Genomic DNA, 12,955 nt, shown 5'->3' on the forward strand with positions numbered 1-12,955 from the left:
GCCGCAATGTGTGAAAGCGGAAAAGATGCCGATGGAAATACATACCGCACGCATGTGCTTGTCTGCGGCGGAACCGGATGTACGTCTTCCGGAAGCGCCCGGATCAGAGAGAGACTGGAAAAAGAGATCGAAGCGAACGGATTGTCCGATGAAGTCTGTGTTGTTAAGACAGGTTGTTTCGGCTTGTGTGCGTTAGGCCCGATCATGATCGTATATCCGGAAGGAACGTTTTATTCTATGGTTCAGGAAGAAGATATTCCGGAGATTGTGACAGAACATCTGCTCAAAGGAAACGTGGTAAAGCATCTGCTTTATGAAGAGACTGTAAAAGCAGATAAGATCATTCCGTTAAACGAGACGAATTTTTATAAAAAACAGCACAGAGTCGCTCTGCGAAACTGCGGTGTCATCAATCCCGAAAAGATCGACGAATATATCGGAACAGGCGGATACGAAGCGCTCGGTATTGTTCTGACGGAAAAGAAGCCGGAAGATGTGATTCAGATTCTTTTGGACAGCGGGCTTCGCGGCAGAGGCGGAGCAGGATTCCCGACAGGGTTAAAATGGAAGTTTGCGGCAGGAAATGACGCAGATCAAAAATATGTCTGTTGTAATGCGGACGAAGGAGATCCGGGAGCATTTATGGATCGTTCGATCTTAGAGGGAGATCCTCATGCGGTTCTTGAAGCAATGGCGATCGCCGGATATGCGATCGGAGCATCCCAAGGCTATATTTATGTTCGTGCAGAGTATCCGATCGCCGTGCAGCGTCTTGAGATTGCGATCGAACAGGCAAGAGAGTACGGTCTGCTCGGAAAAAATATTTTCGATAGCGGATTTGACTTTGATATTGAATTAAGGCTTGGAGCAGGCGCGTTTGTCTGCGGAGAAGAGACGGCTCTTATGACTTCTATAGAAGGAAACAGAGGAGAGCCGCGTCCGCGTCCGCCGTTCCCGGCGCTGAAAGGCCTGTTTCAAAAACCGACAATTTTAAATAACGTGGAGACGTATGCCAATATCCCTCAGATTATTGTGAACGGACCGGAGTGGTTCGCTTCGATGGGAACGGAAAAATCAAAAGGAACGAAAGTATTTGCTCTCGGCGGAAAGATCCATAATACAGGACTTGTAGAAATTCCGATGGGAACGACGCTTCGCGAGATCGTAGAAGAGATCGGCGGAGGAGTGCCAAACGGAAAGAAATTCAAAGCTGCTCAGACGGGAGGCCCGTCAGGAGGATGTATCCCTGCAGAACATTTAGATATTCCGATCGATTACGATAATCTGCTTTCAATCGGTTCAATGATGGGTTCCGGCGGTTTGATCGTCATGGATGAAGATACTTGCATGGTCGATATCGCGAAATTCTTCCTTGAGTTTACGGTAGATGAGTCATGCGGAAAATGTACTCCGTGCCGGATCGGAACACGCCGTATGCTTGAAATCCTTGAGAAGATCACAAAAGGTCAGGCAACGATGGAAGATCTCGATAAGCTGGAAGAACTGTGCTATCATCTCCAATCAAATTCTCTGTGTGCGCTCGGACAGACGGCTCCGAATCCGGTGCTTTCGACTTTGAGATATTTCAGAGACGAGTATATTGCTCACATTGTAGATAAAAAATGCCCTGCCGGAGTATGTAAAGATCTCCTTCAATATAAGATCGATCCGGATAAATGTAAAGGTTGTACGCTCTGTGCGAGAACCTGTCCGGCAGATGCGATCATCGGTAAAGTAAAAGAAGTGCATATGATCAATCCTGAAAAATGTCTCAAGTGCGGAGCTTGTATGGAAAAATGCCGCTTCGGAGCAATTTACAAAGAATAAGGAGGGCAGAGAAGATGGGAAATGTGAATTTAAAGATCAATGGTTTAAATGTGACAGCGCCTGCCGGCTCTACGATCCTTGAAGCGGCACAGGCTGCGGGAATTAAGATACCGACTTTGTGTTATTTAAAAGAGATCAATGAGATCGGCGCCTGCCGTATGTGCGTCGTGGAAGTAAAAGGCGCAAGAAATCTCGTGGCATCTTGTGTACATCCGGTTGCAGAAGGGATGGAAGTGCAGACGAATACGCCGAAACTTCTTGATTCGAGAAGAAGAACATTAGAGCTGCTTTTGTCGAATCATGACAAAAAATGTCTGTCTTGTGTCAGAAGCGGGCAGTGTGAACTTCAAGAGCTTTGTCAGGAACTCGGAGTGACAGATGAAAATTACTTCGAGGGCGAGACAACACATTATGAATTGGATGAAAGCGCGGTTCATATGGTGCGGGATAACAACAAATGTATCCTTTGCCGGAGATGTTCTGCCGTCTGTGAAAAAGTGCAGAGCGTAGGAGTGATCGGACCGAACAACAGAGGATTTGCCACGTTTATCGGCTCTCCGTTCGAGATGGGACTGGGAGATACAAGCTGCGTCGGCTGCGGACAGTGTATCGCGGCATGTCCGACGGGCGCGCTCTACGAAAAGAGCAATATCGACGACGTTCTTGCCGCTATTGCGGATGAGACAAAACATGTTGTAGTACAGCCTGCTCCGTCGGTGCGGGCGGCTCTTGGCGAAGAATTCGGTTATCCGATGGGAACAGACGTAGAAGGAAAGATGGCTGCGGCTCTTAGAAGGATCGGATTTGATAAAGTATTCGATACAAATTTCAGTGCAGACCTTACGATTATGGAAGAAGCTCATGAATTTTTAGACAGAGTGAAAAACAAAGGAGTCCTTCCGCTTATGACGTCATGCTCACCCGGATGGGTAAAATATTGCGAGCATTACTATCCGGATCAGCTCGATCATCTTTCAAGCTGCAAATCACCGCAGCAGATGTTCGGAGCGATTACGAAAACATATTATGCGGAAAAGATGAACATTGCGCCTGAAGATATTGTCTGCGTCAGCGTGATGCCGTGTACGGCGAAGAAGTTTGAAATCCAAAGAGAAGATCAGGACGCAGGCGGCGTTCCTGATGTAGATATTTCGATCACGACAAGGGAACTTGCACGCCTGATCCGTAAAGTCGGAATTAATTTCCGCAGTCTTCCGGATGAAGGATTCGACGATCCGCTCGGAGAATCTACAGGAGCGGGAGTGATCTTCGGCGCAACAGGAGGCGTTATGGAAGCGGCTCTTCGTACCGCAGTGGAAGAACTGACAGGCGAGACGCTTGAGAAAGTAGAATTTACAGAAGTTCGTGGAACAGAGGGAATCAAAGAAGCGGTTTACAACGTAGCAGGAATGGATGTGAAAGTCGCCGTTGCTTCCGGACTTTCCAATGCGAAGATTATCATGGATAAAATAAGAGCTAAAGAGGCGGACTATCATTTTGTTGAGATCATGTGCTGTCCTGGAGGATGTGTCAACGGCGGCGGTCAGCCTCAGGTGCATGCGGATGTGCGTAATTTTGAAGATGTAAAGGCAATTCGTGCAAAGGTACTTTATGATAACGATGCCGCAAAAACATTGAGAAAATCTCATGAGAATCCGTCCATCAAACGGGTTTACAGCGAATATCTCGGCGAACCGGGAAGTGAGAAAGCGCATCATATTCTTCATACAACATATGTAAAACGTACAGTGAATTAAAAAGTCCGAGAAACAACTGATCTTAGTTGTTATGGACCGCGCTGTTACTATATGTCAAATATTTTATAACACAGGGAAGTCTTTTAGATTTTCCTGTGTTATAATTATAAAAAGCTGTTTTATTAAAAAGATAACTGACAGGAAATGAAGATAAAACAAAAAGTTGTGAACAATGTGACTTTGCCGGTCGGTTTATCGGGAAAGGGGAACGGAATATGGGATGGGATTGGCATAAGTTTCGGAAAGATACGGCATTTGCGACAAGAAATCTGGTCTGGTACACTTTGATCATGTCGGTTGTGACAGAGATGGTCTCCGCAATGGTTTCGGCATTGACGAAGACAGGCGGTTCGTCAGAGTCGCTTATTTCGGAGGTGACGGGAACGGCAGCTTCCGCAGGGATGATCGCAGGAGTTTTGATCGGAGTTTTCTGTCTTTTTAAGATTGACGGTACAAAAGCAGAAAAGATCGATATTTTCCAAAAATCGAAACGAAAGATGACAGCAGGCGCATTTTCAAGATTTTGCATCTACATGATCATGGCTCAGATGGTCTTTTCGTTGATCGCAGCAGCAGCGGAACTGATTTTGAATCAGTTGGGGCTTTCGATGGATACGCTGACAGAGCTTGCTTCGGTCGGTTCTGATATGGGGATTATGATGATGATCTATGCCGGATTCGTCGGACCGGTTGTGGAAGAACTCGTTTTCAGAGGATTTCTTATGAGACGGTTTGAAAAATATGGTAAAGGATTTGCGGTTATTGTCTCGGCAGTTTTGTTCGGTGTTATGCACGGGAATCCGCTTCAGATCGTATTCGGAACGCTCGTGGGACTTATTTTAGGATATATAGCAATCGAATATTCGATAAAATGGTCGATCATCCTTCACATCGCGAATAACTTTATTCTCGGAGATGTGATCGGCGGCTTGTTCGGGCTGCTTCCCGATGATGTGGAAGGGATTGCGTTTACTGTATTTTTAGGTATCGGTTTTGTGATCGGTTTCGTTCTTCTGATTATAAGAAGAAAAGAGTGGATTAGCTGGCTGAAAGAAAACGCTGCGCCCGGGAGTTATTATCTTAATGCTCTTACAACGCCTTCGGCAGTGATCTTTATCGGTTATAATCTGTTGAACGGGCTGATGCTTTTGACGCTGATATTTATGGAACCGTTTTTGTGAAAAAGGGAACGTCCTACAGGAGGTATGAGGAATGAAAGTCATTGATTTTAAAGATGCAAAATGCCGTCATTGTTATAAATGCGTACGAAACTGCGCGGTAAAAGCGATCAGTGTCAAAGACGAGCAGGCGCGCATTATGGTCGATCATTGTATCAACTGCGGGCGCTGTCTGGAAGTCTGTCCGCAGAACGCAAAAACATTTGCAAGCGATCTGGAAAGAGTGAAAGGATATTTGGCACAAGGGTTTAAAACGATCATATCGATCGCTCCGTCCTATGCGGGAGTTCTTGATTTTGATCAGCCGGGGCAGGTCGTGGACGCGCTTTTGAAACTTGGATTTTATGAGGTGAGAGAGACTGCGGAAGGGGCGGCTCTTGTGACAAATGAATATAAAAAACTTGTGCGGGAAAATGAGATGCCGAATATTATTACGACATGCTGTCCGAGTGTGAACGATCTGATCGAAAAATATTATCCCGACTGCGCGAAGTATATGGCTCCTGTCGTATCGCCGATGGTAGCCCACGGCAGATATATTAAGAAAATATACGGATCGGATGTGAAAGTTGTATTTTTAGGTCCGTGTATCGCGAAGAAGCAGGAGGCGATCGGAGACGAGAGAGTATTCGGCGCGGTCGATGCGATCCTGACATTTGAAGAGCTGGCAGATTGGTTCGCCGAAGAAGGGATTGATCTTCGTCAATGCGAAGAGAAACCGATGGGGAACCCTGATCCTAAGATCAACAGACTCTATCCTGTCAGCGGAGGGGTGATCCAGTCTGTGATCACAGAGGAAGATGCAGACGGATATCATAAAGTATTTGTAGACGGACTGGAAAACTGTATGGAGATGCTGGAATGTCTAGGAAAGGGAGAACTGGATCATTGCTTTATCGAGGCGAACGTCTGTGAAGGCGGATGTGCGAAAGGACCTGCGTCGGCACATTGGAACACATCTTATGTAAAGACAAAAGTAAAAATAGAAAACGGAGTTTCTTATAAGGCGGCGCGTGATCTTCCGGATATGACGGCGGAAGAACTGCACAAAGAGTTTAAAGACTGTAGTCTTTCAGATGCGATGCCGTCCGAAGAACAGATCCGTCATATTTTGAAATCTACCGGAAAATATTGTGCGGAAGACGAACTGAACTGCGGGGCATGCGGATATTCTACATGCAGGGAAAAAGCGGTCGCAGTCTTTCAGGGAAAAGCGGAATTGTCTATGTGTATGCCTTATGCATTGACACAGGCAGAGTCGATGTCTAATGTCGTGATGGATGTGACGCCGAATATGATCTTTGTCATCGGAAGCGATATGAAGATATTAGACTGCAACAGGAAAGGGCAGGATCTTCTCGGAGTCGGACGGGAGGAAGCGGTACAACGGTATATTTTTGAATTTATCGAGACAGAGGATATTGAAGAAGTGCTGGACACGAAAAAACCGGTGATGCATAAAAAGATCAAGATTGATAATGACAGGCTGACAGTGGAAGAGACGATCGTATACATTGACAATCTGGATGCCGCTTTGGTGACATATCAAGATGTGACGCGGGAAGAAAAAGTGAGGGAACAGCATTATAAGCTGAAAGTCGGAACTGTGGAAATGGCGCAGAAAGTGATCGAAAAGCAGATGATGGTCGCCCAGGAGATCGCGGGGCTGCTTGGCGAGACAACGGCAGAGACGAAAGTTACATTGACGAAATTGAGAGACTCGATATTGAATGAAGAAGATTAAAGGTAACAGTTCAGCCATGATAAGCACGTAGTGCGGTTTTACGAATGGCGCGGTTGAACTGTTACGATTAAAGATGAAACAGATGAAAGTCAGAAAAAAGAAGTAGGACGGAGAGAGGTTCATGAGTGTAAGTATTGATGTAGCTTGGAAGAGTTTGAATAAACATCACGAAGAATTGTGCGGAGATAAAGTAGAAGTGTTAAAGACGGACGATTCCGATATACTGATCCTTGCAGATGGGATGGGAAGCGGTGTGAAGGCGAATATTCTGGCGACATTGACGTCGAAAATTCTCGGAACGATGTTATATGAGGGGGCGGCGTTGGAGTCGTGTGTAGAAACGATTGCAAAAACGCTTCCGATATGTCAGGTGAGAAAGGTGGCGTATGCGACATTTTCTGTTTTGCAGATCTTTCACAGCGGTGAGGCGTATCTTGTAGAGTTTGACAATCCGTCCTGTGTGTTTATCCGTGATGGGAAGATTGTGAACTATGCATATGAAACCCGCGAGATCGAGGGAAAAAAGATACATGAATATCGGTTTCAAGTACAGAAAAACGATTGCTTTGTCCTGATGAGCGACGGTGTGATCTATGCCGGAGCGGGATCGATTCTGAACCTTCAGGGATGGACGTGGGAAGCGATGGCGGAGTATACGCTTAAATGTACGAAAAAGACGATGTCTGCGTCCCGTCTGGCAGTTATGTTAAGTCAGGCATGCGACGAACTGTATGAAGAAAAACCGGGAGACGATACGACAGTTGCGGTTGCACGCGTGATTGACAGAAGAATTGTAAATGTTTTTACAGGACCGCCGAAAGAGAAAAAAGATGACGAGCGGATGATGTATGAGTTTATGCATACGGAAGGAAAGAAAGTTGTGGCAGGAGGAACGAGCGCTAATATTGCGGCGCGTATCCTCGGAAAAGAGATTGTCACAAAGGTGGACAGCCGTAATCCCGATATTCCTCCGATGGCAGTTATAGAAGGAATCGATCTTGTGACGGAAGGAGTGCTTACTCTCGGAAAATGCATAAAGCTTTTGAAAAAATATGTAAGAGATGAGTTCGATGCAGAATTTTTTGATGAGCTTGATGCGGAAAACGGAGCGTCTAAGCTGGCAAAACTTTTGATTGAAGAATGTACGGAACTGAATCTGTTCGTAGGAACGGCTGTGAATGACGCCCATAGAGAGTCGGAACTGAACTTTGATCTGAGTATGCGGCAGAATCTTGTAGAACAGCTTGTTTCTACAGCAGAAAAAATGGGAAGAAGAGTAAAAGTAAAGTATTATTAAAATATTTTCCGAAAGGCAGGAAGCAAAAAAGCAGGAAATAAAAAGAATAAAAGAAAAAACCGGCATTGCTTCCGTGGGCAGATGAAGAAAAAAGTCTGCTGTTGGATGCAATGCCGGTTTTGTCAGAAATATCAGACAAAAATGTTTACTTCAAAAGATAAGTGAAAGTATTGTTTTCTTTTTTAAATGTAACTTCTGCATAATCACGTGACGTTCCTCCCCTGTCGAGAAAATCAGAAGGATTAAGGTAAAGATGTTCTGCCAGAAGCCGGAAATCTTCGGGAGCTGTGATCGTGAACATTGACGTTGCATCTTTTTCATCTGATTGTTCGTAAGCAGCTTTATCCGGATCGGAATTGTTCTCATCTTTGGCAGAAGAAAAGGATGCTAAAAGATCGTTCCATTTTTTGTTTTTCATTGAGTCGCCGCTTAAGTATAGAGTGACAGAGTCGATATCTTCTGCACGGATAAGTCTTTTTATTTTGTATCCGTATTTTTCAAGACAGGAAAGTGTATTTTCATAGTCTTCGTAAATGTACAATGATCCGATCGAAAACGTCTTGTAATTGGTTTCATCTTCGGAGGAAGTTACCGGAAAAGCTGTATTGACTGCAGCATTCCATTCACGCGTTCCGTTCACCCATGAATGGAAAGGCTGATTCGTATTCGTCTCTTTGTTAGGAACATGGCGGATCGTAAGGGAAAATTCTCCAATCGGAACTTCGCTTCCGAGTTTTCGGATATCTGTGTTTAATACGTCTTTTTCATATGCGCTTAGAAGTTCTGTTCTTTGTTCGGCAGTCAGAAGTAATTCTTCGGGCGTTATATAAATATCCTGAAGCGAGACAGAAGATACGTTTTCTTTCTCCACATGGAAGATCGGGAAAAGTTCCTTGCGGTAATCTTCTTTTTGGCAGAGCTTTGTGAATGCCTCAAGCGTTTCATTATAGGAAACACAGTAGTTTCTATAAACTTTCTTCCCGCTTTCCAGTTCAAAGCAAAATGCGGCGCATATATAATTGTCGGAATCTTTATCCGTCTGCATCGATGTCTGAGAGGAGTAAAGCGTGTTTGGAGTAATGCCTTTTTTCACGTTTTCGATTCCCGATTGCGCAAGATTGTATAAAACGTCAACGTCATCGGAAAGAACGAAACTTTCCCTGTCATCCTCTGAAGTATAGTCTTCGGGATACCAGAAATAGGATGCGAACGAATCGGGAAGCGTTCCGATCCGGGCAATTTTTTTTTCTTTCGGAAGGTATGTGTCATATCCGGTAAAATCAAATTGAAACACTGCAAGCAAAACGGCTACAAACCCGATGGCAATTACGGAAGAACGCCATCCTTTTAATAGCATTTTCAGATCCTGCCAGTAAATAAACTCGATTAATCCGCATAGCAGGACAATGGCGAGCATACTTAAGATAATGATCCATTTTGTGCCGGAAGCTCCGATAAATGATTTTACAAGAAGACTGATAAACACTGCGGTCGGAATACTGATCAGTACTTTAAATACAGGCGGTGTAAATTTAAACGCAAGGGCATTTCCGGCTGATTCCGAAGGGTAAATGCGATACAGCATGATCGAGGCCGCCAAAAGAAGAACGATCAAAACAAGAGCAGCGGTGATCATAAACACATTCGAGTAAGAATTATTTTGTTCAAGCATGCGGATGAACAACGGAAATGGCGAAAGATATTCCGAAAGTTTTTCAGGTATACTGTCGTGTACGTTATAAGTTGTCTGGAAAAACGCATCTCGCAGCGACGGAAGCAGTGTCAATACGAGGCTTGGATAGACTCCGATGACAAGTGTTCCGAGGAACATCGTTACGCTTCGTCCGGTCAGCATTCCCGCAAAAATACATGTGTGATAGATCAGAAGGAATGCGAGGATTCCCGTCCCCATTGTAAGAAAACATTCTCCGGCGAGAGAAAGAGTCATAATTCCTTTTACAGCGCCGACAAGGATCGTCAATACAGTACATACTATATATGGGATGAGAAAGAGGAACAGTCCTGCCAAATAAGAGATTGCGAACAACTGATGACGTTTGAGCGCAAGTCCGTGGTAAAAATCAAGTTTTTCTTTTTTATGCATGAACTGAAACCCGCTTATTCCGACTGCGAAAGCGAGAATTCCGATCAGTATGATGAGAAAAGCGGAATTATATCCGTTAATGAATCCGGAAAATGTATCCGCGAACTCTTTTAATACTTCAGGATCTTCAGAATAACTGTCAAGGTAGATCAGTGTGTAAACAGGCATTGAAAGAAATAACAGGACGCCGGAAAGGGCGGCGAGCCATCCTCTGTGCCGTATGTCCTCTCGTATAAGTTTAATATAAGAAATCTTTGATATCATAACCGGCTGCCTCCGTTTCGCTTATAAATATTTCTTCGAGTGTAAGCGGAAGGACTTCTGCAAAAACAGGATCATAAGTCTGTACCGCAGAAAGAATATCTGAGTGGCTTCCGCGAAGTGTGAGCGTAAGTAAAGAACCGGAACGCTCCATTTTTAATATCTTTATAGAAGACAGAAACTGCTGTTCTTTATGTGGATCTGAAATGACACACTGCAGTTTGCAGACGGAACACTTTATCTGATCCAGACTTTGGGTAAGCAGAAGCTGTCCCTGATGCAAAAGTCCGATGCTGTCGCAGAAGTCTTCTAACTCCCGCAGATTATGAGAAGAAATGATCGGTGTGAAATCCCGATTCAATATCTCTGCGGCAAAAAGACTTTTAACAGCCTGGCGAACGACCGGATCAAGTCCGTCGAACGTTTCGTCACAGAGGAGATATTTTGTTCCTGAACAAAGACCGAGCAAAATGGAAACTTGCTTTTTCATACCTTTTGAAAAGCTGCTGATCTTTCGTTTTGGATCAAGATTAAATCTGTCTGTAAGAGAGTCAAACAGTTTTCTGTTAAACGACGGGTAACAGAGCATGTAATAATTTCTCATCTGTTGGATATCTGCATTCGGAAAGAAGTAAGGGGTGTCCGATAAAAAGCAGATCTGTGATTTTACGGAAGGATTTTCAAAAACAGATTCTCCGTCAATGAGAACTTCTCCTTCGTCCGGTTTGAGAATACCGGATATCATACGCAGAAGCGTACTTTTTCCGGCTCCGTTTGATCCGATCAGTCCGAATACCATACCGTCCGGGATAGTAGCGGTGATGTGGTCGGAAGCATGGATCATCTGAAATGTTTTATCAAGCGTTTTTAACTCGATCATGAGAATCCTCCTTTCGATAGATCCGGTCAACAAGCTGCGTGAATTCTGCGCGCTTTACTCCGAGTTCTTTTCCGTTTGCGATAAGGCGAGAAACGTTCTCGAGAAGTGTTTTCTTTGTCTGTTCAACGAGAAGCGTCGTATCGGAAACGAAATTTCCGCGTCCTTTTACCGGATAAATATAGCGTTCCTGTTCCAAAAGCGAATACGCTTTCTGTATCGTATTCGGATTGATGGAAAGATCCATTGCGAGGGAACGAACGGAAGGCATCTGCGAATCGGGTGGAAGCGCGCCTTTTAAGATGAGCGTCTGAAATCTTTTAGCAATCTGTTCATATAAAGGCAGTTTGCTTTGATAGTCAATCGTAATCATAATTGTCCCTTCCTTAAAATGAGTGTATTAAGTGTATTATTTAATGTAGTACACTTATCGTAACACAGAAAGGAGCAAATGTCTATACAAAGTAAGAATTGTTGCAAATATGAAGCTTGTACAATGAAACGAATAGTGCTATGATAAGTCTGCTCGGCAAAAAGCAGGGCGGAAAATGAAATTGATTCAGGAAAGGAACAAAAGTGTGACCTATAAAGAAGCGAGGGTATATTTAGATGAATTGTCTAAATACGGAAGTGTACTTGGCTTAGATGCAATTCGAGGTCTGCTGCGTGAACTTGGGAATCCTCAGGATGATTTAAGGTTCATACATATCGCAGGAACGAATGGAAAGGGATCTGTGCTTGCCTACACTTCCACAATATTAAGTGAAGCAGGATACAGGATCGGGCGTTATGTATCACCGACAGTTGTCTCATACCGTGAGAGGATACAAGTTGACGGAGAAATGATATCAAAGCATGCTTTTGCAGAAGAGACAGAAAAAGTTCAGGATGCTATCGTTCGGTTAAAGGAAGCGGGAAAACAGCTTCCGACAGTCTTTGAGGCTGAAACGGCGATAGCATTTTTATATTATAAAAGAATGAAGTGCGATTTTGTCGTTTTAGAATCAGGGCTGGGAGGGATGGAAGACGCTACGAATGTTGTGAAAAATACAGTCTGCGCCGTGTTTTCGCCGATCAGTATGGATCACATCGGTGTGATCGGCAATACACTTTCCGAGATCGCCGAAAATAAGGCGGGGATCATAAAACCGGGATGCATCGTTGTATCAGCGCCCCAGAAGCAGGAAGTAAGAGAAATTTTAGAACAAAAAGCAAGACAGTTTGGCTGTCCGATTATTTATGCAGAGCCGGAAAAAGCAGTTGTCTTGGAAGAAGATTATCGCGGGATGCGGTTTTCTTATAAAGATTCCGAAAATATAAGCATCCGTCTTTCGGGAAAATATCAGCTCATAAACGCTGTTACCGCATGGGAGGCAGTACATGTTCCGGGGCTGCTGAAAAAAGAGGAAAAGAGAGCGGTCGAGACGGGTTTTTTCGATACAGAATGGTTCGGAAGGTTTACATGTATTTCGGAGTGGCCTGTATTTCTCGTAGACGGAGCGCACAATGAAGATGCGGCAAAAAGACTACGGGAATCAATAGAAGCGTATTTCCCGGGGAGGAAGCTTATTTACATAATGGGTGTGTTTCAAGATAAAGAATATGAAAAGATCATCCGTTTGACGATTCCGTATGCAAAATGCGTATATACGGTCGATCTTCCGAATAAAGAACGTACGCTAAGCGCGCAGAAACTAAAAGAAGCTGTTGAAGCACAGTCTGAATATGTGCCCGCGTATGCTGTCGGCGAGATTAAGCAGGCGGTAAAAGAAGCGCTGGAAAACGCAGACGAAGACGACGTGATCCTTGCGTTTGGCTCTTTGTCCTATTTGGGAAAAGTAAAGGAAGCGGTTGAAAAAGAACAGGATAAGCGACAGATGTATTGATAGAAAAAGATAAAGGATGAAAAG

9 protein-coding genes are annotated in these 12,955 nt (G+C 44.3%); 6 read left to right on the forward strand and 3 right to left on the reverse strand.

Annotation, left to right across the window (positions count from 1 at the left end):
• Positions 1-6: 6 nt before the first annotated feature.
• The 5 genes from nuoF (at position 7) to RUMTOR_RS02680 (ending at position 7,803) form a co-directional block, all read left to right on the forward strand.
• Positions 7-1,827, forward strand: coding sequence for an NADH-quinone oxidoreductase subunit NuoF (gene nuoF, locus RUMTOR_RS02660; protein WP_044929385.1), 1,821 nt, complete (start codon positions 7-9; stop codon positions 1,825-1,827).
• A 14-nt stretch (positions 1,828-1,841) separates the two neighbouring features.
• Entirely contained in the window at positions 1,842-3,584 is a 1,743-nt protein-coding gene (locus RUMTOR_RS02665) for an NADH-dependent [FeFe] hydrogenase, group A6 (protein ID WP_009242294.1), read from the forward strand.
• 215 nt (positions 3,585-3,799) lie between these two features.
• On the forward strand, positions 3,800-4,765 hold the full coding sequence (locus tag RUMTOR_RS02670; RefSeq protein WP_004845525.1) for a CPBP family intramembrane glutamic endopeptidase: 966 nt from the start codon (positions 3,800-3,802) through the stop codon (positions 4,763-4,765).
• A gap of 31 nt (positions 4,766-4,796) precedes the next feature.
• Positions 4,797-6,506: a [Fe-Fe] hydrogenase large subunit C-terminal domain-containing protein gene (locus tag RUMTOR_RS02675; protein ID WP_004845526.1), complete on the forward strand. Its 1,710-nt coding sequence runs from the start codon at positions 4,797-4,799 to the stop codon at positions 6,504-6,506.
• 121 nt (positions 6,507-6,627) lie between these two features.
• The gene (locus RUMTOR_RS02680; RefSeq protein ID WP_004845527.1) at positions 6,628-7,803 is read left to right on the forward strand and encodes a SpoIIE family protein phosphatase; all 1,176 of its coding nucleotides are present in this window, start codon (positions 6,628-6,630) and stop codon (positions 7,801-7,803) included.
• Positions 7,804-7,948: 145 nt separating this feature from the next.
• On the opposite strand, the gene RUMTOR_RS02685 is transcribed toward RUMTOR_RS02680, so the two are convergent.
• From RUMTOR_RS02685 to RUMTOR_RS02695, 3 genes are read right to left on the reverse strand one after another with little or no spacing between them, the layout of a single operon-like run.
• Positions 7,949-10,171, reverse strand: coding sequence for a DUF6449 domain-containing protein (locus tag RUMTOR_RS02685; protein ID WP_004845529.1), 2,223 nt, complete (start codon positions 10,169-10,171; stop codon positions 7,949-7,951).
• On the reverse strand, positions 10,146-11,048 hold the full coding sequence (locus RUMTOR_RS02690) for an ABC transporter ATP-binding protein (RefSeq protein WP_004845530.1): 903 nt from the start codon (positions 11,046-11,048) through the stop codon (positions 10,146-10,148). The genes RUMTOR_RS02685 and RUMTOR_RS02690 overlap by 26 nt, the downstream gene beginning before the upstream one ends.
• On the reverse strand, positions 11,026-11,418 hold the full coding sequence (locus RUMTOR_RS02695; protein ID WP_004845531.1) for a GntR family transcriptional regulator: 393 nt from the start codon (positions 11,416-11,418) through the stop codon (positions 11,026-11,028). Before RUMTOR_RS02695 ends, RUMTOR_RS02690 begins: the two co-directional genes overlap by 23 nt.
• A gap of 175 nt (positions 11,419-11,593) precedes the next feature.
• On the opposite strand from RUMTOR_RS02695, the gene RUMTOR_RS02700 reads away from it, so the two are divergent.
• Positions 11,594-12,931 carry a bifunctional folylpolyglutamate synthase/dihydrofolate synthase gene (locus RUMTOR_RS02700; protein WP_004845532.1) on the forward strand — a complete coding sequence of 446 codons (1,338 nt, stop codon included), beginning with the start codon at positions 11,594-11,596 and terminating at the stop codon, positions 12,929-12,931.
• Positions 12,932-12,955: the final 24 nt, after the last annotated feature.

Origin of the sequence: [Ruminococcus] torques ATCC 27756, assembly GCF_000153925.1 — a bacterium.
Classification (GTDB): Bacteria; Bacillota; Clostridia; order Lachnospirales; family Lachnospiraceae; genus Mediterraneibacter; species Mediterraneibacter torques.